Below are 22,093 nucleotides of genomic sequence, written 5' to 3' on the forward strand. Positions count from 1 at the left end.
GTTTGCTCATTACATTTTGCCGTCAACAACCTTGCATTCATTTTCTATATCAGGGCAGAAGCTGAATGTTCGTTATTTGGCCTTCCACAAATACTTCTTCCGTCCAAATCGTGCGTATGACAAGCGAGCTGCCCGTTACCTCCAGCTGGCCCTTGCTTAATGCTAATCTAAGGCGCTCGCTGGAGAAATGAACGACACCTCGATGGTTTTCGATATATAATTGGCGGTCTCCGATCATCGTAAGGCGAGGCAAATCAAAGACGACATCATGCGGCATATCAAGCAGCTCTGCTGTCACTTTGCGGAATTTCTTTTTTATACGGCGCATGTGCGAATCTTAGCCTCCTTAAGGTTTGTTTAAGCTGGATTGTAAGCCTAGCTAATCCAAAGCAAAGGAACTGCATTTTCATGTACTGTTCCAAAATATGCGATTAACCGGATAAATATGGCTGTAAAATAAAAAAACCGCCAGAGCATTAAGCTCCGACGGTTCATTGGTTATTTCCGAAATGGTTTTTTTGAGCGGGGCGGTCCTAATATTTCAGCCCATATAACCGCTCTTCGCAAATCTTCTGCACGGTTAGGGTACATGACAGCGCCCTGGCTTACAGATTTGCGTTCTGCCGGACCAGAAACCTTATCCTTGTTAGTTGCCGCACTTTGAAGCACACGCTGCAGAGACGCAATCTGTGGGCTCTCAACAGACATTTCCGATTCTCTGGAAGCAAGTGACGGGATTTCCCTATCCTCACGCTTATTCTCCGTTTGCGAGCGGTAGAGGGTCTCCCCTACTGAGCCAGCCGGGATTGGACGCTCTTCAAGTTCCTTTCGGCTATCCTGCGGATACAAGGTTCGCGGCAAGCCGCCTCCGCCAAAGTCTGGCATGCGTCCGGGTTTGTTCTTCGATCCTGACTTTCGGAATAGGGATGCGAGAGCCCCAACAATAACGACCACAATAAATATGTTGTTCATCAAAAATTCAATGATCTTCAATTTGCCTTCACCTCCAAGACGCACTCACGCTGCTCATAGCAACTACTTTTTAGCGTTAGGATTAGCGGCCGTCTTTCGGATCAGCTGGGCCTTCCTGCTTGCCGATAGAGCTGCGCATTTGCGTGTCTGCCTCTACGTTTTTCAGGTTCAAATAGTCCATCACGCCGATTTTACCGCTCCTGAGAGCTTCCGCCATGGCAAGCGGAACCTGCGATTCCGACTCAACGACTCGCGCTTCCATTTCCACAACCTTAGCTTTCATCTCCTGCTCTTGGGCTACAGCCATCGCGCGGCGTTCTTCCGCTTTCGCCTGGGCAATTTTTTTATCCGCTTCCGCTTGCTCCGTTTGAAGATGAGCGCCAATGTTTTTGCCTACATCCACATCCGCGATATCGATGGAAAGGATTTCGAATGCCGTTCCGGCATCCAGACCTTTACCGAGCACCGTGCGAGAAATCATATCCGGGTTCTCAAGCACATCCTTGTGGGAATTAGCTGAACCCACTGTTGTGACAATACCTTCGCCGACACGAGCGATGATGGTCTCTTCGCCGGCACCGCCGACAAGACGATCTATATTCGCACGGACCGTTACGCGCGCTTTTACCTTCACCTCAATACCATCCTTCGCTACTGCTGCGACGATAGGCGTTTCTATGACTCGCGGGTTAACGCTCATTTGTACGGCTTGAAGCACATCGCGGCCAGCCAAATCGATTGCAGCCGCACGTTCGAAAATAAGAGGAATATTCGCTCGCTGCGCAGCAATCAATGCATTAACGACGCGATCGACATTTCCCCCTGCCAGGAAGTGGCTCTCCAACTGGTTAATATTAAGGCCAAGACCCGCTTTTGTCGCTTTAATTAACGGATTGACGATTCTGCTTGGAACGACCCGGCGCAAGCGCATCGCAACGAGCGTAATAATTCCGACCCTAACTCCCGATGCCAATGCTGAAATCCAAAGCATAATCGGAAAGAAGCTAAGAAATACGGATAGTACGATAATAACTACGACGGCTATAATCAAAAATGAAACGATAGGATCCATTGTCTCAAACCTCCATATGGTTAAATTATTTTGTTAATTATTTAGATACTTCCTTAACTACCACCCACGTACCTTCCGCTTTTATAACCGTAACCGTGCGATTCGCATCAATAAACTCCCCGGATGTGACTACATCAATGCGTTTATCCCCCAAAATAACAGTTCCTGCCGGCCTTAACGGGGTTATCGTCATCCCTTCAAGCCCTAGAAGGGAATCCTTTAGGTCGGCGGATACAAAGCCTTGTTCTGTAGTCAGCTTGTCGCGCAAAATGAATTTATTCCAAATCCCTCTCGATTTATTCATTCGCACAAATAGAACGATCAAAATAATCGCAGCAACAAGCGCAATAACGATGGAGATAAAAGCCGTCATCGAATCTGAAGCCGCCAATACCACGCCGGCGATCAATGCCGTGCTTCCGAGAATGCCCAGAATCCCGAAGCTTGGTACAAATACCTCGATGATAAGCAATGCTATCCCGATTACAAATAGAACAACTGATTCCATTCCGGCAAAACCAGCTACATAGTGACCGAAGAAATACAAACCAAACGATAGAAGCCCAACGATGCCTGGCGCGCCAAAGCCTGGAACTAACATTTCAATGACGATGCCGGCGATGCCCAGAATAAGCAGCACAGTCATGACAACCGGATTAATTAGCCATCTTGCTGCATTTTCCGCAAGTGTGGGTGCAACCTCGATTTGTGTGCGGCCTTCAAGGCCAAGCCATTTAACTACCTCATTTACGGTTGCGGCTGTATGCTCAGAGTAACCAAGCTTCTCCGCCTCTGACGCGGTAAGCGAGAGAATGTCACCCTTCAGCTTATCTCTGCCGATCTTGTCCTTCAACTCCAAAACTACATTCGGATCAACCATGGCAGCAGCGATGTTTTTATCGCGGCCTTGCAAGCCTGCTGACTCACTCATCTCGGAAGTCCAAAATGAGATTGTCTTCGGATTGTCAATTAAATCACCGGAACCGTCCACGACAGCTGCGGCACCAATCGTGCTGCCTGGCTGCATGACGATATTATCCGCATTTAGCGCGATGTAGGTGCCGGCTGATACCGCTTTACCTTCCACGAATGCGGTTGTCGGAATTTTATTCTCCCGAATAAAATGACCAATTTGCTCTGCGTTAACCACTTTACCGCCCAGCGTATTTATAACAAGTATGACATGCTCCGCTTTTGCTTCTTCCGCTTCTCCATACGCTCTTTCCAAAAACGATTGAAGACCCGATTCAACCGTTTGTTTAACGGGAATCACATATACTGCAGGACCAATGTCGCCCGCGGCCTGTGCTCGATCGACTGGTGATCCGAATAGTCCGCTAAGCATCACCAAGAATAAGACGGCAAGCCATGCAATAGGAGTGATGGAAAAGCTTCTTCGCCATCGGTTCGTATGCAAGAAGGTTCCTCCCTTATTTGTGTATTGCTCCCTACTACGCGAAACCAACCTTTAAGTTTCGTTTAACGTTTTCAAGATTATACCATTTGCAAAGCAAGCGCACAAAAAAACACCCCTGTTTCCAGGGGTGTTTTGTGTGTCCGAATGTTTAGTTAGTTGAGATGTTGCTGTACGAGCTGATTTACTAGTTTACCGTCAGCGCGTCCCTTTGTTTTAGGCAAAAGGGCACTCATAACTTTTCCCATATCGGCTTTGGAAGAAGCACCGAGTTCATGGATGGTCTGCGTTACTATCTCTTGAATCTCTTCTTCAGTCAGCTGTTCGGGAAGGTATTGACTAATAATTTCAATTTCGACCTCAAGACCCGCTACTAAATCATCACGGCTGGCTTTTTTAAATTCTTGGAGGGAATCTTTACGTTGTTTGATTTCACGACTCAATATATCAAGCACTTCGTTATCGTCCAAAGGACGCTTGAGATCGATTTCCAAGTTTTTCACTGACGCGCGCATCATACGAATTACGGAAAGCTTAAACTTGTCCTGATTCTTCATGGCTTGCTTCATATCGTCGGTCAATCTTTCGCTCAGGTTCATTATGGAAGGATCCTCCTAAAACTTTCTCTTGCGCGCAGCCTCAGACTTCTTCTTGCGCTTTACACTTGGCTTTTCATAATGCTTGCGTTTTTTCACCTCAGCTAGAACTCCATCTTTAGCGATGGAACGTTTAAAGCGGCGAAGCGCAGCATCAATAGTTTCGTTTTTGCGAACTTTAGTTTCAGACACCAGTTTTCCCTCCCTCCGAAACAGACCGTCCAGAGCTATAACACGGTTTATCAAATTTCATTATATGTCAAACCAAAAGGCAGTGTCAACTTCGGATATCTGCGAGCAGCGGAGAAAGTTTTGTTCCGCCCAAGAGATGGATATGCAGATGATAAACAAGCTGACCTCCATCGGCATTTACATTGTTGACTAGACGATAGCCAGACTCAGCAATTCCGTGCTCCTTGGCGATCTCGCGGGCCACGGAAAACAGCTCTGCAACAACCTGCGCGTCTTCAGTCGTAACGTCATTCATGGTAGGAATATGCTTCTTTGGAATGATTAGAATATGTACCGGAGCAGCTGGCTGTATGTCGTGAAAAGCAAGAATTCTGTCATTTTCAAAAACCTTCTTCGACGGAATCGTGCCTTCAATTATTTTGCAAAAAATACAGTCCATATGGTTCACCCCCTGTTCGTTGACCTTTCCTTATCATACCGAAATTTTGGATGCTCGTCCAATCCAAAAAAAAATGTGCAGAAGGAATAAGCATTCCTTCCGCCATCTCCCGCGCAAACCTTAGTAATAAGGCAGCAACGACAAGGCAAGCAGTGCAGCAAGCGGAAATATTTGGCGTATAAACCGCCTGCGGGGGTAATAAGGGTATGGATAGATCGGATATCCGAATGCCGGATAGGGCAGAAACGCACGGTTATCCTCCCATTCATTCGAGCCGCAAGGCACTGCGATACACAATACTTCGTCATCCAAATACTCTAGAAAACCGTCTGCGCACCAGCCGTCATGTGTTTGAGCCAAAACATAGCGATGCTTATGATACTCGCACCATTGCTTCATTTGCTCCTGATCCACTACAGCATGTTCCATCGTATCAGCCTCCTGTTCCTATATCTTATTCACAGGTAGGCATTTGGCTACTGCTATAACTCTCATTGATTCTGCTGACTCTACGAAGCTGTATTTTCTGATTGTCCCATCATCATGTTTTGCAGCTGCTCTACAAGGTCGATCCAATCAAGGCCGCTGGACAAACGGATAATAGCAATTCGACTGTCGCCGATATTAGAATTGAAACCGCTCAAGATGCTTGAAATCGCAACAAACGAATTTTTGAGCTCTGTCAGGTAGGACTGATCGGCTTCGTTCAAAGGGCCTTCGTAACTGCCGATCGCTTGCAATCCCTTTTCAACCTCACTAACGTAGCTATCTGGAAGCTTCTCATTCCATTTCTCGGGTTGAACGGATATGCTCGCTGCTTCTTTTGTCAGTTCAGTCAATGCTGTGCCTTTCGCAGTTACCTTGCCTGCATCGAATTGCAGGGTTAGACGCTCTCCCATGGTATTGCTTGCCAGAAACGCGTCAAGCAGAGGCGTCATTTCCTTTGCGTATTGCTGCGATTCGGTAGCTGCCGCGTAAATCCTTTGTCCTTTCTCATAGTTGTTCTCCTGCTTGTGCTGCAAAAATTGAGAGTATAAAAACACGTTGCCGATTAAGCTAAATACGAGAATAACCAGCGTTATGGGCAATGCGATTGAGCGTTTGCCCGATTTCTGTGGTTCCAACTTCACTTCCTCCTTCTATGTTTTAATTCATTTTTTAACTGAACCGATTGCCCGCCATCAAAGAAAAAGACATGACATTCATCTACTTTTCGACCAAGCACGGATTCAATAGCCTCTGCGTACAGCTCAAGCTGAAAGCGGTGACGCTCAGCGGCCTGCTGCCATTGCTGCTTATAGATCCGATCGGTTTTGTAATCCAGCAATACGACGCCAGCCGCATCCTCGAACAAGCAATCGATAACACCTTGAATCAATATAGATTCCTTCGTCAGAAGCCCTTCCGACTTTGGATATACTCGGCTTGCAGGAAACATACAGCTGAAAGGGACCTCTCTTCTTACCCAATCTGCTCCCAATAAGCGCTGACCAAGCTCGCTATTGAAAAAAGCCGCGACAGCCTGCAGATCAATCGCTTCCGATTGTTTTGCCGTCAAGAGCCGTCGCTCAATCATGTTGTCCAATGTATGCTTCAGTTTGGTTTCATCAGCGGTTCCGGACAGGGATACATGCTGCATCAGCAAATGATTCACAGAGCCCTTCTCCGCGGCGGTAAGCGACTTTTCCTCCATGAAGGCCGGCCGTCTCAATCGGAACGTATAGGAGGCTTCCGGTGCTTCTAGGATATCTGCCTTGTCCGCGTTATCAAAGTTAGTTCCATTCGGATCTTCAAGCGGAACGGCATCCTCCATGATATCGGAATAAAGTCTTTTCATTTCGGTTACCGAAGTTTTTGCTGCAAGCAATGCGGCCTCCTGATGCGGATATTGCCAATCAAGCCGCGTGCGCAGCTCGGTATCCGCTTCAATGTCTTCCAGCACGGAAAGTGTGGTAACAGCCTGCAGCCGTTCCTCCTTAGCTTGGTCCTGCTGGTTGAGCCCTTCTGTTGCAGCAGCGGCCTCCGTGCCGAATAGCGCAGCGGGAACGATCCCTGCGTGCCATTGCGGTGCGTTTCTCGCCGCTTGCTGCCTGTCTTCCATTTGTCTTGCTGCCAAAGGCCCAAGCCAATCGATAAAGGAACGTGCTGCAGCGACTCGGAAATCCGGAAGATTTCCGTTCGCATCTACAGCGCCGAGCCAGCGCTTAAGTTTAGATTCCGCATCCGATACCGTCGCTACAAGATACATTTTCTCTTTTGGCCGGGTCAATGCAACGTATAGAATACGCATTTCCTCGGCGAGCATTTCCTTGCGCATCGCGCGGCGGATAGCCAAATAGGGTAATGTGGGATAGCTAATGCGAAGCGCTGGATCAACAAAACGAGGACCAAATCCAAGCTCCTTATGCTTAAGGAATACGCTTCGCACATCTTGTTGATTGAACTGCTTGCCTAAACCAGCAACGAATAGGACCGGAAACTCAAGTCCCTTGCTTTTGTGAATCGACATGATGCGCACAACATCCTCTTGCTCGCCAAGCGCTCTTGCCGTCCCCAAATCGCCGCCGCTATCCCGCATGCGTTCGATAAATCTCAAAAAACGAAATAATCCACGGAAAGATGTTGCCTCATATTGACGTGCACGATCATGCAGGGCGCGCAAATTCGCTTGCCGCTGCGTGCCTCCCGGCAAACCTCCCACGAAATCGTAATAGCCCGTTTCACGATAGATCTCCCAGAGTAAGTCGGCAAGTGAGCCCTGCCTAGCCTCTTCCCGCCAACGATCCAGACGTTCCAGAAACAAAGATAGCTTTCTGCGAGTATCCTCATCCAGCAGTAAGTCTCCTGCTGCATGCAGGACGGCATCGTAATACGACGACTTCGATGCGAGGATGCGAATTCGCGCCAGCTCCTCTGCATTTAGCGAAAATAACGGCGATCGCAAGGCCGCAGCAAGCGGGATATCCTGATACGGGTTATCGATGATACGAAGCATGGAAAGCATCGTCTCTACTTCTGTCGCCTCAAAGTAGCCGCTGCTCAGCTCTGCATACGCTGGGATACCGCTTGCTTGAAGCTCCTCGATTATAATCGGAGCCCAAGCTTGCGTTGCGCGGAGCAGAATAACGACATCTCTCCAATGCATAGGTCTGTACTCCCGCCGTTTGCCATCGTAAACCTGAAAACCGCTGTCGATAAGTGACTTCAACTGCTGCCCGATCCAACGCGCTTCAAGCTGAGCGGTCTTAAGCTCCGATACCGACTCTACTGACGCTGCGCCTTCCACTTGCTCGCCCTCATCAGTCAATTCGGAACCCTCCGTATTTTCGCTGCTTTCCGGCTCATCGTCATCCGTATCCGTTTTATTCAGCACAGCAAATTCAACCTGACAGCGATCTTCCGGCACAGGAGCAGGATAGGCCGCTCCGCATACAAGCTCTGCACGTTTATCATAGTCCATCTCCGCGACATTCTCTCGCATGATGGCGCGGAAAACCGCGTTTACACCATCCACAACCTCCTCGCGGCTGCGGAAGTTTCTTGCTAAATCAATCCGCAGTCCTCTCGCGCTGTCCGGTGCTGTTAGATTGCCCGTCTCATCTCGGGAAAGGTATGATTTGTATTTTTGCAAAAAAAGCTTTGGCTCGGCTAGCCGGAAGCCGTAAATGCTCTGCTTAACATCGCCAACCATAAAACGGTTGCCCGTGCCTGGCCGTTCAATTAACGAGACGATTGCTTCCTGAACCATATTCGTATCCTGATATTCATCAAGCAAGATCTCATCGAATTGCTGCTGAAATTCCATCGCGGCAATGGATGCCGACATCTGCTGCGGCGTAGATGCGGGATCTCTCAGGATCCGCAAGCAATAATGTTCCAGATCGCCGAAATCCAGCATGCCTTTTGCACGTTTAGCCGCCTCATAGCCTTGCCCGAATTCAATGACCAGCTCAGCCAGCGCCCGCATTAACGGGGCCAGCTCCTGCAGCTCTTCTAAAAACTGTTCAGGGGTTCGTCCAAAAAGCTCCTCAGCGAGCGAGGTAACCAGCTTCTTCGCTTGATCGCGAAGCACCTTCGCCTGCTCCTGAAGCGATTTGTCATATTCATCGCCCCGCATCGCTTTCAGCTTACCGAATTGAATCATTTGAAAGGGCTCAATCCATGTTTCCCAAGGATTAGTATGGATCATTTCGGAAAGGCCGCCGATTATTTGCAAATCTTCATCGAATGTTGCGGCATAAGGGGCAGGTCCTGCTGGCTGCCGCGTGAGCTCCAATGCCTGATGCAGCAGCGAGCCTGCTCCTTCAAGGGCGAGCTGAATATCGGTTTTTAGGCTGATTACCCACTTGTTGTTTTGCAAGTCCGTCACATCGGCAACATTAAATGCTTCTGCTGTCTCCCGCAGCCAATGCTCCGGCCAAGGATGGCTTTGCGCAAAATCGAATAATTGCTGAACCAGCCGGTACAGAGGCTCGTCCCCACGTTCATTGCCATAACGGTCTGCTAATCGGAGAAACGCGCCGTTATCGTCAGCACCCTCGTATTTTTGCTCAAAGAGCTGATCGAGTACATCAAGGCGCAAAAGCTCGCTTTCCGTCTCGTTCGCGATCCGAAAACCAGGATCTAGACCGATCAGCGGATAATAGCGGCGTATGACGTCCATGCAAAAGGAGTGAAGCGTCGTTATGGAGGCACGGTTCATCAAAGCCAGCTGGCGGCGCAGATGCTCGGAGTCCGGCTGCCGTTCAAGCTCCTGCTCCAGGGCAAGCCGGATTCGGTCCTTCATCTCAGCTGCCGCCGCCTTCGTAAAGGTTGCCACGAGCAAGCGGTCGACATCGGTAAACGCGGATATTTTGCGAATAATCCGTTCAACAAGCACCGCAGTCTTTCCAGAGCCAGCCGCAGCAGCTACAAGAATGTTCGATCCGCTTGTAACGATGGCGTCCCACTGATCATCCGTCCAGGTGCTGTTCTCCGGCTTAGGAGAATCCTTCGCAGTATGCATCTTCTCTTACTCCCCCTCAAGCTGCTGCCATATCTCTTCCTTCGAAGGCTTGCTCAGCTTCCTATATTCATTACCGTCAAATTGGGCATCGAACTGACAGACGGCTTTATAATCGCAATACTGGCAAGGAGTCTTTGTTCCCATGCGATAGGGCTCTATGGATACATCGCCCGCTTGAATCGAGCTTCCAATCCGGCTAATCGTATTTCTCACAGAATGCCTAAGCACGTCCCATTGCTCATTGGAGACAACGGAGGAGCTGCTGTAAAAGCTTCCGTCACGCTTCAAGGCAACCGGAAGCAGCTCTGAATAACCGGTTTCTAATTCATCATCCATCAGCTTCACCGTTTCCGGATCTGCCGTAACGAGTCCGCGCATTTTGAAGCGCTTTAGCAGCCGATCATTCGCATCCATGGGGCTAATACCGTTGGTAAGCGCCAAAATAGGATTATGAACATGGAAATACAGAACGCCGGCCGGAGAAGCAGGCTGCCCCAGCCATTCGGTGGCATGCGTTACCAAAACGTCGAGATAAGTAAGCATTTGGAGAGATAGGCCGTATGCGACTTCCTCCAGTCTAAGATGTGTCGAGCTCGATTTGTAATCAAGCACGCGCAGCAGCAGACCTTCCTCTGTCTCCGCTGCGTCAACACGGTCAATTCTCCCGATAATTTCGATTTCCCCGCCAGCTTCAAGCGGAATGCGCAGAGAGGGCAGCGTACCGTCAGGGCCAAAATCGACCTCGGTCCCAACAGGCTGAAATTGTGCTCTCCGTGCATGTTCGCCCAGCATGAGCGCCGCTTGCCAAACAATCTCCTTCAGCTTACGGGCGATATACTTAAACCGGCTGCTGCTAAGCAGAATTTGAGATTGCAGCTTTGGAACCAGCTCGTCGACGGTTTGCGAGACGACGGCCTTCAGCTCCGCTTCGGACGCCTTGCCCCATCCGCCTCCTAACCCTGTCGCCAGCTTGCTCAGCGCCGCATGGAACAGCTGCCCTACGTCAGGAGCGTCAAGCCGGTAAAGCTTTCTCTCCCGGAGCCTTAAGCCATGTATCGCAAAATGTTGGAACGGACAGGATACGAACCGTTCCATCCGTGAAACACTGACTTGCAATCGCGCTCCATAAAGCTCTCTAGCCGTGTCCTTAGTAAGGAAATTCGCCTTGTTCTCATAGGTCAGCGAGCCTGTAAGGAGCTGAAGCTTTAACTGCCATTCCGGCCGGATGGCATACCAATTGTACAAATCCCACCAAAAAGGCGCGATATCCGAACCCTGCTGCCATTTTCGAATAGCGCCGATCATATAGGACATCGTTCGCTGAGGCTGCGACACGAACATCCTTTGCTCCGAGATGGGCATGTTCGGAGATGGCTCTGCGGCGACGCTTTGTACTGGAATACCAGGGAACAGCTGCCGAACATGGCGAACAATCTCCGAGGGAAGCAAGCTCTTGCCTTCCTCATCCGCCTGAGCCCAGCTTAGCCATAAATGGCGGCTTGGCGTAGTCAGGGCGTTATAGATCATAAACCGTTCATCGAGCAATCGTCGACGGACACCCGGTGCCATGGCCATGCCGTCCTCCGCGAGCCGCTCCCGTTCCGCTTCGGTCAGAATACCGTCCTCTTTCACGCGCATTGGCATGACACCGTCATTGGCGCCGAGCACATAACATACCTGCACATGGCCGGACCTCGTCCGGTCCATGCTTCCTATCAATACCTGATCAAGCGCGGGAGGGACGGCTGCAAGCTTCAAGCTGTCCAATCCCGCTTCGACCATGCCCGAGAAGAGCTCCGGCGAAACGGATTGCTGTCCTGCCAGCTCCACAAGTTGATCCAGCAGCTGTATGACACCGTCCCACAGCTGCCTATGGCTTCTTCCTCGCTGCGTTTTACCGGCCTGTATGTCCTGTATGCCCCAACGCTCCAAACGATCCGCGGCTTCAGAATGCTCTAGGAGACGGTACAACGCTTCGCACATTTCTTGAACGTTAATCGCTTTCTTCAAAGCTTCTCCAAAGCGGCGCAGCGGCGGCACAACAGCTTCTTTGGCAGCAAGCACGATATCGAATTCCCGCTGTGCTTTTTCACTTATTTTGATCTCTATATCTTCATCGTCATCCAGCGATACCGGGACTAAAGGATGCCAGCGCTTGTTATCAAGCCATTTCCACCCATCAATACCAGCTGCCAAGGCGTAATTCTCCAGCAGGTCAAACCATTCCCTAAGCAAGCTGCCATCCAAAGGAAACAGCATTTCGGTTTTTACGCAGCGGAACACCGCATCATACCGCCAGCCAAACAATACTGTCTCTAGGGCTGAGCGGATGAACTCTATGAGCGGATGATGAACAGCTTTTTCCTTCTGATCGACAAAATAGGGAATGCCGTAATCGAAAAAAACAAGCCCGATATAGTCGGTATAATCCTCCGCATTACGAACCATCACTGCGATATCCCGCCAGCGAAGCTCTTCTGATCTCGCTCTGCGCACGATGTCGCGGGCGACAGCCTCAACCTCGGCCCTCCGGTTAGCCGCTGCATGCAGCGATACCCCGCAGCGAGAATCCTCGCAATCGAGCACAGCTCGATCCGTGAGCAGCATCGGAATCCGTTCACTGTAATGCTTCTCCAAATGAGCAAGCATTGGACTGCGCTTAAAACGGATCGGTGGGCTTTCGCCCAGCATAATCGGTTCCTCAACTTCAACATTGTGTGCGGCTGCCAGCGCCATTAGCGTGTTGTAAGTTTCAGCTGTAGGATGGAACAGATCCAGCTCATGCGGCTGCTCTCCTATTCCATAAGGCCGGTTAAGCGTTAATGTAACCGTCACCTGTGCGGAGGATGCGATTAACGCACCTAAAGCCTCATATTCAGTTGGGGTAAAGCCATAAAAGCCGTCAACCCATATTTGAACCCCGCGCATAGCATCGGCATGGGCAAAGCCATTTTTCAAATAACGCAAATAATCCTCGGCGTCAATATACATGCCCGCGAGTTCCTGCTCCATCTGATTATAAATAAGCTGCAAATCATGCAGCTTCCGTTTCAATAAACTAGAATGCTCTACGCCTGACGCCGCAGCGTCCTGCTTGGCCTGTAAGAGCTCCGAATCAATCCCATACCGTTTCCATTCGGTTAGCAGCTCGGCAAGCCTGTCAATGAATCCAGGCTGCTCTGCGCCGCTTTGAAACAATTCCAGCTGATTCCCTAGACGATGAACGATTTTATAGAGAAGCATATGCTTCCCTGTATCGCCGATCGGAACGAGAGCCGTGCCGCCGGTTTCCTGCATGACCCGGAAAGCCAGGCGCCGGAAGCTAAGCGCCTGTGCCCTGATCGTGCCGTTTAAATCGCCATTTTGCAGCAATGCATATTCCGTCTGAAAGGTAGCCTGTTCCGGAACGAGCATGACGAACGGTGGTCCGTCCGGCTCTATGTTCAGCTGCTCTCTTATTTCATTCAAGCAATAGGATGTTTTACCGGATCCCGAACGCCCGATGACAAAGCGAAGCGTCATGTGCAGCTCTCCCGTCTTTTCGATAAAACGCGATTATTTGCTTCTTACTTCAAAAATCGCGAATTTCAAGTAATGGCCTTCATTCACTCCCAGCAGCTGCGGATGATCCTTGCCTGCGGCACGCCACTCCACTAAACGCAATAGCTTTCCTGCGTCCATAGCGGCCTCTTGGATCGTCTCCAGAAATAATTCGGGACGCATGTGGTAGGAGCAGCTTGCGGTTACAAGATACCCGCCTTCGTTCACAAGCTTGAGTCCCTGCAGATTGATATCCTTATAGCCCCTGCATGCGCCAGGTACGGCGCTTTTTGTCTTCGCGAAAGCCGGAGGATCGAGAATAACGACATCCCATGTCCGGCCAGCAGCGGCATCCAGCTTCTTAGAAGTATCAATACCGCCAAGGCCGCGCTGCTTTTTATCATCAATTCCTTTTACTTGAGTACGCAAATACTCAAAAGCATCAGCAACGACAAATTCGACACGCTCCGAAAACCCATTTCGTTCGACATTGCGCTTCGCTGTTTCTATGGCATGCTCCGAGACATCGAGACAGGTTACCTTCTTGGCACCGTATTTGCAGGCATGCAGCGTGAAGCTGCCGGTATGAGCGAAGCATTCCAGCACTGAAGCACCGTCCCAGTAAGGAAAGGTTACGATTTTCCCGTTTGCGTTGACAGGCACTAGGTCTGCTGATACCGCTGACTTATTCAACGTATTATCCGCTGCTTCAATACGGCCTGATTCCGCAGCATCCCGGTCAACTAGACGAATCCCGCTCCTGCCTCCCCAGCCAGTCATAAGCGGCGCGATAGCAGCTCTGTTTTCGCGTTGGTCGAAGAAATAGCCTGTTTTCTGGCCTTCTACGATATCAACTTCCAGCTTTAATCCATTTTCCTCGATCTCAATGATAGGCGGGCATTCACCGTATAACGTGCCCGTGCGCTCCTCCAGCCCCTCAAGTACGCGCACGCCGACATCGCTGCGCTCATAGATCCCCTGCGGTTTAAAAACGTCAATCAGTGCTTCAATTAATGCGTCTCTTCGAACATCCATTCCAAGTGTCAAAAGCTGCAGCACCAGCACATTGTTGAATCGGTCAACGACGAGTCCGGGCAGAAAATCCGCTTCCCCGTATACGAGTCGGCAGTCGGAATCCGGAACAAAGCGGCGACGGTGCTCTTGACATTGACGGAGCCTGCTTCGGAAAAAATCGGCATCCATTTCAGCAATGGGCTCATAGGAGACCACTCTAACGGTAATTTGGGATTTAGGATTCCAATAACCCGTTGCCAAATAACGCCCTTGATGATTAACCACATCTACCAAATCGCCAGGCTTAGCCTCGCCTTCCAAACGATCGATTTCAGTTGCGTAAACCCAAGGGTGACCTTGCTCCAATCTTTTTTTTCTGGCCTTTTGAAGATATATTTTTGAATTGCTCACGTTTATCTCGCTTCCCCTCGAATAGACTTGCTTGTCATGCTTGTCTTTCTTGCAGCATATGTATATTTATAGGACAAAACTCGAAATCAACAATAAGGAGATACCCAATGGTTCAATTTCTCATCCCCATGCTGCTTGGCTTCTCTGTTTTTATGTGCGGCATGAAACTGATGGAGCTTGCCCTCCATCGATTGGCCGGCCCTTATTTGACCCGCATGCTTGAACGGTCAACGGCTACTCCAATCCATGGACTTGCAATCGGAACGGTTACGACCGCATTTCTGCAAAGCAGCACGGCTGTCACAGTCATCTCAATTGGCATGGTCAATGCCGGATTGCTGACATTCCCGCGTACCCTTGGGATTATTCTCGGGACTAATATCGGAACATGCATTACGACTGAGTTAATCGGTTTGAATTTAAATAAGCTAGCCTTGCCTTTGCTTATCGTCTCCATCGGATTATGGCTGGCAACGGCGCTGCTAGGCGAAATCAGATTATTCCCTGCTATTCGCAGCGCTGGGTGGCTCCATTCGCTTCGTTCTTCCTCGGTCGTTTTGTGCGGCTTCGCGCTGCTCTTGACGGGTATGGCGATGATGCAGGGCGTAGGGCCCGCTGTTCAAGAAAGCACGATGTTCGCATGGTTTCTGGACAAAGCGGACGACAGCCTATGGTGGGGACTCGCAGCCGGTGCTCTCCTTACCGCAGCCGTGCACAGCAGCGCAGCCGTTATCGGGATTATTATGGGCTTCGTATCGCTTGGCGCAATGCCGATTGAGCTTGGAATTGCCGTCGTGCTTGGCGCTAATATCGGCACCTGCGCAACTGCACTTCTCGCTTCGATCGGGGGAACAAAGGCGGGTCAATATGTGGCTTGGTCACATGTCATCCTTAATGCTGGAGGCGCATTGCTGTTTATGCCGTTTATCGGCGAGCTTGCTGACTTATCCGCATGGATTTCCTCGTCTACTCCCGGGCAAATCGCTCATACCCAAACGATTTTCAATATCCTAAGCTCCTTGATTGCGCTCCCCTTCTGTTACCTTCGGGTATTTCGGAAGCTGGATCCTGTTACCTAATACTATTCCGTTTGCAGCCCTAGCAATTGAAACGCTCCTGCTACGATGCGATGATTGTTGTCGTAGCCGGACTGCTTTTGCCGCTTCCATGCCTCTTGAGGATCAAACCAGTCAACACCACGGATTTCTTCCACCTGCGCTTGCAGGGAGCCTCCTACCGCCTCAACCAAATAATAATGGACCTCTTTATCGACTATCCCATATGTGTCATTCTCATATTTATATTTGATTTGGTCAATCGGAGCGATGATTACTCCTTCAAGACCTGTTTCTTCAACGATTTCTCGCAAAGCGGTTTGTTCAATGGTTTCGCCGGCCTCCATTTTACCTTTTGGCAGCGAGACTTTTCCATATCGATCCTGAATGAGCTGAATTTGCAGCTTTCCTTCCTCAGTGCGGCGATACACGACACCGCCTGCTGAAATTTCCTTCATGTCCGTTTCCCCCTTGCAGCATTAAATGAATAGTATATGCAGCAAAGGATTCCTCCATCTTTTCCTCCAAAAGGAATCGATGAGCAAAGGAATCCCCGCATTTGTTTTAGCTTTATCTATGCTCTAATCGCTTCTGGACGCTCCAGCACGAAGCTGTGATGCGCTGCTTCGCTTAGATCAGCCGGGCTCGAGTCCAGCACCCGTACGAGTTTTGCACGACATTCGTTAACTCCGGCTTCCGTAATTTTGACACGGCATAGCTTGCCGATCAGTTCTTCAGAGCCGTCAAATACGACTTGAATATAGTTATCCGTATAACCCATGACAAGTCCCGTTCCGGGCGCACCCTTATAATCACGCTCCGGAATGACGTCAAGCACTTGGCCTACATACTGCTTGGCATACGCAAGCTGCATTTTCTCGGACAAGTCGATCAGCTTATGAACGCGCTCGTTTTTCACTTCGTCATCCACCTGCTCATCCATTCGGGCAGCTGGCGTACCTGTACGTTTCGAATAAGGGAACACATGCATTTCGGCAAATTTCAGTTCTTCCATGAATCGGAAGCCTTCTTCGAACATCTCTTCCGTTTCGCCCGGGAATCCAACGATGACATCCGTCGTTATGGCAACGCCAGGCATCGCTTCATGCAGTCTTTTAATTTTTGCGGCAAACTCAGCAGTCGTGTATTTCCGGCGCATCCGTTTCAATACGGAGTCTTCTCCGGCTTGAAGCGGAATATGCAGATGACGGCACATTTTGCTGGAGCGATTCAGAACATCGATCATGGCATCGTCGATTTGGCTGGCTTCAATAGAGCTGATCCGTATCCGCTCAAGACCCTCTACCTTATCTAAATCCCACAGCAAGCTCGTCAAATTATAGTTTTCCATATCATCGCCGTAACCGCCGGTATGAATGCCTGTCAAGACGATTTCTTTGTAGCCTGAAGCAACAAGCTGTTTCGCTTGCTCCAAAACGCTTTGCGGCGCACGGCTGCGCGAAAGTCCGCGTGACCAAGGGATGATGCAGAACGTGCAGAAGTTGTTGCAGCCCTCTTGGATTTTCAAAAAGGCACGTGTGCGCTCAGAGAAATCCGGAACGTCCAGCTCCTCGAAATCACGGGTCTTCATAATATTCCTTACAGCATTAACTGGCTTACGGTCACCTTGAATTTGATTCACGAAGGTCATAATTTTCTCGCGATCCTGTGTTCCGATTACAAGATCCACACCCTCGATAGCCATAATCTCAGCTGGAGATGTTTGAGCGTAACAACCTGTCACTGCAATCACAGCGTCTGGATTACGACGGACAGCCCGTCTAATAATTTGACGGCTCTTCTTATCTCCCGTGTTGGTTACCGTACAGGTGTTGATCAAATATACATCTGCGGTCGCTTCAAAATCGACCTGCTCATAACCTTCATTTTTGAATAGCTGCCATATCGCTTCTGTGTCATAGAAGTTCACTTTGCAGCCCAGCGTATAAAATGCGACTGTTGGCATAGTTGTTACGCTCCTCCCATTTCTCCGGATTCATATAATAAGCAGGTTAAACCTACGATTCCCGCTGTTTCCGTTCTTAATATTCGTCTGCCTAATCCGACTAATATGGCTCCTGCCGCTTCAGCATCTGCCGCTTCACGGTCAGTGAAACCTCCCTCAGAACCGACGATTAGCAGCACTTTAGGATCGTTGACCGCGTCACTGCGCCCAGTCCACTCCCGAATCGCGGATCGGATTCCTCTGCCATGGGCAAGATGCCCTTCGCGTTCATAGCAAAACAGCACCAAATCGAAGTTGGCTGCCGATTTTATCAGCTCGCGCCAGCTGTGCACCGGCTCAATCTCAGGAATGCTGCTGCGATGTGCTTGTTCCGCGGCTTCCTTCGCAATCTTGCTCCAGCGCTCGATACGCTTCGCTTCCTTTTTGGCATCATACTGCACAATCATTCGTTCTGACTGAAAAGGGATAAACGCGAAAGCGCCGATCTCCGTGCCTTTCTGAATAACAAGCTCCATCTTATCGCCCTTCGGCAGGCTCTGCGCAATGGTTACAGCCCATTTCGGCTCACTATCCGCGTCCAGCATCTCGACAATTTCAGCCTTTATAAACAAAGGAGTAGCCTCTAAAACAGCGACAAGCGCCGTCCGGGACTGTCCATCGCTGACGATAAACTTATCACCCGGCTTCGTTCGCATCACCCGGACGGCATGATGCGCATCTTCACCAATTATGCGGACATTGGAGTCGCCAAACTGCTCCGCCGCTACAAAATATCGTTGCATTGTTGTTTTCCAACCACCCTTAAACAAATTCCATCCTTCATAATAGCATGTTTATCTTCCATAAATCTATCAGAAAGGGTTGCCAGCTTATACATCCAGTGAATGGACGGAGCATGGATATCTCTAGAAAAACAATTCATAAGCCATTCTTAATGTGTTGCTAGCCATAGTGTTCCCAATCGACAAGATCGGGTCCAATGTAACACGGCGAAGTGGCGGAATAAACACGATAAGCAGGAAGATGATCATTCCCCATTGCACGTTTTGATCCATTTTATACCGAATTTTAAGCGGCATAAGATCAGCGATGATACGATATCCATCGAGCGGCGGCAATGGAATAAGATTAAATATAAATAACAAAAAATTGTAAGAGATAAAATAACTGAAAAATCGTTGGATCGCAAGACTTACGCCCGGCGAGCTTGATTCCATTACACCCGCTGCATCTAGACCAACATAAATAAATACGCCAATAATGCCTAACAGCAAGTTGCTTAATGGTCCTACGACCGTTACAATGATGCTCATTAATCGCGGACTGCTGAATTTACTCGGGTTAACCGGAACCGGCTTAGCCCATCCGAAGCCAGCGATGAGAATCAAGAGTGTACCTAAAACGTCCAGATGCACTCGCGGATTAAGCGTAACCCGACCGGCATTGTAGGCGGTGTCGTCACCGAATTTATAAGCACTATAGGCATGAGCGAACTCATGCACTGTGAATGCAATAATCAAGGCTAATACGATAAACGGCAAATCTTCAAGCGGAAATCGCAAAAAGCTCTGCAAATCCATTAAATCACCTGCGGCTTTCTCGCTACGAATGCGATCCATTCCTCATCGCGGCGCTTCTCGATAATTTCAAAGCCAGAACGGACCAGACCTTCTTCCACATCGGTCTCTTTGTTTTTGTATACGCCGGATGCAATATAAATGCCATTTGGTTTAAGTGCCGCGTATACATCGTCAACGAAGAGCAAGATGATTTCTGCCAATATATTAGCAACAATTAAATCTACGGGTACCGTAACTGCGGTGGAAGCCAGTGCGGAGACGTTCCCTTCCCCTGATTGGCCTTCCTTGATTACGCCGAGCAGGTCGCTCAGCCTAACTTCTACTTGCTCTGAAAGATCGTTAAGCCTTACGTTCTCAGTTGCACTGGTTACGGCAATTGGATCAAGGTCAAGCGCAAGCACGCTCTTAACTCCCAAACGGCATGCGCCGATCGCGAGTATGCCAGAACCGGTTCCAACATCAATAATTTCTTCTCCGCCGCGGATCACAGATTCAAGCGTCTGCAAGCATAGCGCTGTCGTAGGGTGTGTTCCCGTTCCGAACGCCATCCCTGGATCAAGCTCAATAATCCGCTCATTTGGACCTGCCTCGTATACTTCCCATGTCGGCTTGATAGTCAGCGTATCCGAAATACGAAGCGGCTTGAAATACTGCTTCCATGCTGTAGCCCAATCCTCATCGTCAACCACAAGCGCCGAGTATTCCACGTCACCGGGATCGATATCGAATTCCCGGAGCTCTTCTACACGCGGTCTGATCGCCGCTATTAGCGCATCTGTGTCTGTGTCTTCTCCAAAATAGCCCTTAATAATCGCTTGGCCTTCTGGAATATCATTAAGCGGAAGCTCATACCATTGCCCAAGCGAAGTATCGCGCTGCTTGCTCAATGTACCCGATTCTTCGATAGAAACGCCTCCTGCACCGAGTTCATGCAAAAAGTTCGATATCATCTCTTGTGCTTCTTCCGTTGTTGAGATCGTAATTTCATGCCATTTCATATGTAATATCCTCCAATAACAATCGTAAACGGCCATTGCCGACCGCAATCGGCTAGACAAACGTTTCGCTTTAAAAACCTAACATCTATTGTACACCAGAGTAGTGCCTTTACACAAAAAAATGATACAATTGCTCAGATATTCAAATGTTGCCATAACGTCAAAGAGACTGCAGGCATAAAGCCTGCAGTCTCTTTATTGTTCATTCAAATGGTTCATTCAATATCGTAGATGCATTTCCGCCTATTTGCGAAATAAGATGCAGCGCACGATCCGCTACGCTCTCATCGACGGTTGCCGTCAGCAAGCCGCTATCCAGCAAGCCGCTCACTTCAATGACACGCAAGGCTTGCAGCTTACGCCATGCCTCCTGAGCAGCTCCTTCACCCTCAAAGGTCGCTTGAATTTCAATTTGACTCATTATTCCTGCTCGTTACGTTGATCGGCTGCAGCAGCACGTTGTGCGGCTTTGCGATCAGCTTCGTCAGCAAGCTCTTCGGAAAACTCCACATCTTCATTTTTTCCTACGGGCAAGTTACCAAAGTTTTGCTTTTCCAAGTTATTATTATTCTCTGCCATTGTTAAATTACCTCCGGTTTTTGTAGATGTATGGTTTTCCTACCCGAATAGAATATGTTTGTCCGACAAAATCTATACAGGCCAAAAAAAAGAAAAAAAAGACGTGCCGGGTTATTCACCGCGGAACGCCTTTTTCATTTTTTCAAATATAGATTCATGGTGCTCCTGGTCGTTCGAAACCGCATCACCGCTTAATCCGCCAAACTGACGAAGCAGCTCCTTCTGATCGTCCGTTAGGCTTGTCGGCGTAACGATGGTAACCTTCACATGCTGATCACCTTGACCGTAACCGCGCAGCTTTGGAACACCTTTGCCTTTAAGTCTAAAATATGTTCCGGTTTGCGTACCGGCAGGCACCTTAAGCTTAATCTTCTCTGTCAGCGTTGGAATCTCGATCTCATCGCCAAGCGCAGCCTGAACGAACGTAAGAGGAACCTCGCAATAAATATCATCGCCTTCACGCTCAAAGAACTCATGCGGTTTAACCCGAATGACAATATACAAATCGCCCGCAGGTCCGCCGCGAAGTCCGCCTTCACCTTCGCCTGACATCCGAATTTGCGCGCCGTCATCTACGCCGGCAGGAATTCGAATGTTGATTTTGCGTTGACGCTTCACTTTGCCAGCGCCGTGACAAGTTGTACACTTATCTTTGATCACGCGGCCCGTGCCGCTGCAATTTGTACAAGCGCGGCGGTTGACCATACGACCGAACGGTGTATTTTGAACAACCTCTTGTTGTCCGCTGCCCTTACAAACGGAACAAGTTTCCGGTTTCGTACCCGGTTTAGCTCCGTCACCATGACAGGTATCGCAGGTTTCTGTCCGCGGAATCGTAATTTCCGTTTCCTTGCCAAATACCGCTTCCTTAAATTCGACAGTCATCGTATATTGAAGATCGTTACCGCGCTGCGGCGCGTTCGGATCGCGGCGTCCGCCGCCTCCGCCGAAAAACATGTCGAAAATATCGCCGAAGCCGCCGCCAAAATCAGCGCCGCCTCCGCCACCCATGCCTTGATTCGGATCAACATGGCCGAACCGGTCATACGTCGAGCGTTTGCCGTCATCGCTTAAGACGTCATACGCTTCCTTCACTTCCTTGAACTTCGTCTCCGCATCCGCTGCCTTGTTCACATCGGGATGAAACTCCCTTGCGAGCTTGCGGTAAGACTTTTTAATTTCATCTGCCGAAGCGTCCTTGCCGACACCCAGCACATCGTAATAATCGCGTTTGCTTGCCACCTGTTCTCACCTCCGCTA

General features: G+C 49.5%; 21 protein-coding genes. 1 reads left to right on the top strand and 20 read right to left on the bottom strand.

Translation table 11 applies throughout. The features are described from left to right. Positions 1–49: 49 nt before the first annotated feature. The 12 genes from yqfC to RCO25_RS19835 all read right to left on the bottom strand — a co-directional run bounded on the left by yqfC (position 50) and on the right by RCO25_RS19835 (position 14,655). A complete protein-coding gene (gene yqfC, locus RCO25_RS19780; RefSeq protein WP_308997850.1) occupies positions 50–328 on the bottom strand; it encodes a sporulation protein YqfC in 279 nt (92 codons plus the stop codon). 170 nt (positions 329–498) lie between these two features. Continuing rightward, positions 499–993, bottom strand: a complete 495-nt coding sequence (locus RCO25_RS19785) for a hypothetical protein (RefSeq protein WP_308997851.1) — start codon at positions 991–993, stop codon at positions 499–501. A 61-nt stretch (positions 994–1,054) separates the two neighbouring features. Beyond that, positions 1,055–2,044 (bottom strand): flotillin-like protein FloA, encoded by a 990-nt coding sequence (floA, locus tag RCO25_RS19790; RefSeq protein ID WP_308997852.1) that lies wholly within the window; start codon positions 2,042–2,044, stop codon positions 1,055–1,057. A 37-nt stretch (positions 2,045–2,081) separates the two neighbouring features. Further along, on the bottom strand, positions 2,082–3,461 hold the full coding sequence (locus RCO25_RS19795; RefSeq protein WP_308997853.1) for an NfeD family protein: 1,380 nt from the start codon (positions 3,459–3,461) through the stop codon (positions 2,082–2,084). A gap of 152 nt (positions 3,462–3,613) precedes the next feature. After that, positions 3,614–4,057 (bottom strand): GatB/YqeY domain-containing protein, encoded by a 444-nt coding sequence (locus RCO25_RS19800; RefSeq protein ID WP_139994357.1) that lies wholly within the window; start codon positions 4,055–4,057, stop codon positions 3,614–3,616. Positions 4,058–4,072: 15 nt separating this feature from the next. Beyond that, a complete protein-coding gene (gene rpsU, locus RCO25_RS19805) occupies positions 4,073–4,246 on the bottom strand; it encodes a 30S ribosomal protein S21 (RefSeq protein WP_005547957.1) in 174 nt (57 codons plus the stop codon). An 85-nt stretch (positions 4,247–4,331) separates the two neighbouring features. Next, positions 4,332–4,685 (bottom strand): histidine triad nucleotide-binding protein, encoded by a 354-nt coding sequence (locus tag RCO25_RS19810; protein ID WP_308997854.1) that lies wholly within the window; start codon positions 4,683–4,685, stop codon positions 4,332–4,334. A gap of 120 nt (positions 4,686–4,805) precedes the next feature. After that, on the bottom strand, positions 4,806–5,114 hold the full coding sequence (locus tag RCO25_RS19815; protein WP_308997855.1) for a hypothetical protein: 309 nt from the start codon (positions 5,112–5,114) through the stop codon (positions 4,806–4,808). An 80-nt stretch (positions 5,115–5,194) separates the two neighbouring features. Next, on the bottom strand, positions 5,195–5,809 hold the full coding sequence (locus RCO25_RS19820; RefSeq protein ID WP_308997856.1) for a hypothetical protein: 615 nt from the start codon (positions 5,807–5,809) through the stop codon (positions 5,195–5,197). Between the two features lie 2 nt (positions 5,810–5,811). Beyond that, on the bottom strand, positions 5,812–9,690 hold the full coding sequence (gene addA, locus RCO25_RS19825) for a helicase-exonuclease AddAB subunit AddA (RefSeq protein ID WP_308997857.1): 3,879 nt from the start codon (positions 9,688–9,690) through the stop codon (positions 5,812–5,814). Between the two features lie 6 nt (positions 9,691–9,696). Next, on the bottom strand, positions 9,697–13,212 hold the full coding sequence (gene addB, locus RCO25_RS19830) for a helicase-exonuclease AddAB subunit AddB (RefSeq protein ID WP_308997858.1): 3,516 nt from the start codon (positions 13,210–13,212) through the stop codon (positions 9,697–9,699). 33 nt (positions 13,213–13,245) lie between these two features. Continuing rightward, positions 13,246–14,655, bottom strand: a complete 1,410-nt coding sequence (locus RCO25_RS19835; protein ID WP_308997859.1) for a class I SAM-dependent rRNA methyltransferase — start codon at positions 14,653–14,655, stop codon at positions 13,246–13,248. A 107-nt stretch (positions 14,656–14,762) separates the two neighbouring features. Here RCO25_RS19835 and RCO25_RS19840 point away from each other — a divergent pair, with 107 nt between their 5' ends. Next, positions 14,763–15,734, top strand: coding sequence for a Na/Pi cotransporter family protein (locus RCO25_RS19840; RefSeq protein WP_308997860.1), 972 nt, complete (start codon positions 14,763–14,765; stop codon positions 15,732–15,734). Between the two features lie 2 nt (positions 15,735–15,736). Here the strand turns inward: RCO25_RS19840 and RCO25_RS19845 are convergent, their stop codons facing one another. The 8 genes from RCO25_RS19845 to dnaJ all read right to left on the bottom strand — a co-directional run bounded on the left by RCO25_RS19845 (position 15,737) and on the right by dnaJ (position 22,075). Next, entirely contained in the window at positions 15,737–16,168 is a 432-nt protein-coding gene (locus tag RCO25_RS19845; protein ID WP_308997861.1) for an NUDIX hydrolase, read from the bottom strand. 116 nt (positions 16,169–16,284) lie between these two features. Next, entirely contained in the window at positions 16,285–17,676 is a 1,392-nt protein-coding gene (gene mtaB, locus RCO25_RS19850) for a tRNA (N(6)-L-threonylcarbamoyladenosine(37)-C(2))-methylthiotransferase MtaB (protein ID WP_308997862.1), read from the bottom strand. Positions 17,677–17,681: 5 nt separating this feature from the next. Continuing rightward, positions 17,682–18,458: an RsmE family RNA methyltransferase gene (locus tag RCO25_RS19855; RefSeq protein WP_308997863.1), complete on the bottom strand. Its 777-nt coding sequence runs from the start codon at positions 18,456–18,458 to the stop codon at positions 17,682–17,684. Positions 18,459–18,581: 123 nt separating this feature from the next. Next, positions 18,582–19,295, bottom strand: coding sequence for a site-2 protease family protein (locus RCO25_RS19860; RefSeq protein ID WP_308997864.1), 714 nt, complete (start codon positions 19,293–19,295; stop codon positions 18,582–18,584). Continuing rightward, positions 19,256–20,254, bottom strand: coding sequence for a 50S ribosomal protein L11 methyltransferase (gene prmA, locus RCO25_RS19865; RefSeq protein ID WP_308997865.1), 999 nt, complete (start codon positions 20,252–20,254; stop codon positions 19,256–19,258). Before prmA ends, RCO25_RS19860 begins: the two co-directional genes overlap by 40 nt. A gap of 202 nt (positions 20,255–20,456) precedes the next feature. Further along, complete coding sequence (locus RCO25_RS19870; protein WP_308997866.1) at positions 20,457–20,675, bottom strand: hypothetical protein; 219 nt, start codon at positions 20,673–20,675, stop codon at positions 20,457–20,459. Beyond that, complete coding sequence (locus RCO25_RS19875; RefSeq protein WP_308997867.1) at positions 20,675–20,833, bottom strand: YfhD family protein; 159 nt, start codon at positions 20,831–20,833, stop codon at positions 20,675–20,677. Before RCO25_RS19875 ends, RCO25_RS19870 begins: the two co-directional genes overlap by 1 nt. A 111-nt stretch (positions 20,834–20,944) precedes the next feature. Next, complete coding sequence (dnaJ, locus tag RCO25_RS19880; protein ID WP_308997868.1) at positions 20,945–22,075, bottom strand: molecular chaperone DnaJ; 1,131 nt, start codon at positions 22,073–22,075, stop codon at positions 20,945–20,947. Positions 22,076–22,093 lie beyond the last annotated feature (18 nt).

It is taken from the genome of Paenibacillus sp. LHD-38 (assembly GCF_031157315.1).
In the GTDB taxonomy this organism is placed as follows: Bacteria; Bacillota; Bacilli; order Paenibacillales; family Paenibacillaceae; genus Pristimantibacillus.

Bases quoted from the DNA above. Each gene is read 5' to 3' on its own strand.
- RCO25_RS19870 (WP_308997866.1), bottom strand. From the start codon at position 20,675: ATGAGTCAAATTGAAATTCAAGCGACCTTTGAGGGTGAAGGAGCTGCT.
- prmA (WP_308997865.1), bottom strand. From the start codon at position 20,254: ATGAAATGGCATGAAATTACGATCTCAACAACGGAAGAAGCACAAGAG.
- RCO25_RS19840 (WP_308997860.1), top strand. From the start codon at position 14,763: ATGGTTCAATTTCTCATCCCCATGCTGCTTGGCTTCTCTGTTTTTATG.
- RCO25_RS19800 (WP_139994357.1), bottom strand. From the start codon at position 4,057: ATGAACCTGAGCGAAAGATTGACCGACGATATGAAGCAAGCCATGAAG.
- RCO25_RS19845 (WP_308997861.1), bottom strand. From the start codon at position 16,168: ATGAAGGAAATTTCAGCAGGCGGTGTCGTGTATCGCCGCACTGAGGAA.
- RCO25_RS19875 (WP_308997867.1), bottom strand. From the start codon at position 20,833: ATGGCAGAGAATAATAATAACTTGGAAAAGCAAAACTTTGGTAACTTG.
- RCO25_RS19815 (WP_308997855.1), bottom strand. From the start codon at position 5,114: ATGGAACATGCTGTAGTGGATCAGGAGCAAATGAAGCAATGGTGCGAG.
- floA (WP_308997852.1), bottom strand. From the start codon at position 2,044: ATGGATCCTATCGTTTCATTTTTGATTATAGCCGTCGTAGTTATTATC.
- RCO25_RS19860 (WP_308997864.1), bottom strand. From the start codon at position 19,295: ATGGATCGCATTCGTAGCGAGAAAGCCGCAGGTGATTTAATGGATTTG.
- addB (WP_308997858.1), bottom strand. From the start codon at position 13,212: ATGACGCTTCGCTTTGTCATCGGGCGTTCGGGATCCGGTAAAACATCC.
- addA (WP_308997857.1), bottom strand. From the start codon at position 9,690: ATGCATACTGCGAAGGATTCTCCTAAGCCGGAGAACAGCACCTGGACG.
- RCO25_RS19855 (WP_308997863.1), bottom strand. From the start codon at position 18,458: ATGCAACGATATTTTGTAGCGGCGGAGCAGTTTGGCGACTCCAATGTC.
- RCO25_RS19810 (WP_308997854.1), bottom strand. From the start codon at position 4,685: ATGGACTGTATTTTTTGCAAAATAATTGAAGGCACGATTCCGTCGAAG.
- mtaB (WP_308997862.1), bottom strand. From the start codon at position 17,676: ATGCCAACAGTCGCATTTTATACGCTGGGCTGCAAAGTGAACTTCTAT.
- yqfC (WP_308997850.1), bottom strand. From the start codon at position 328: ATGCGCCGTATAAAAAAGAAATTCCGCAAAGTGACAGCAGAGCTGCTT.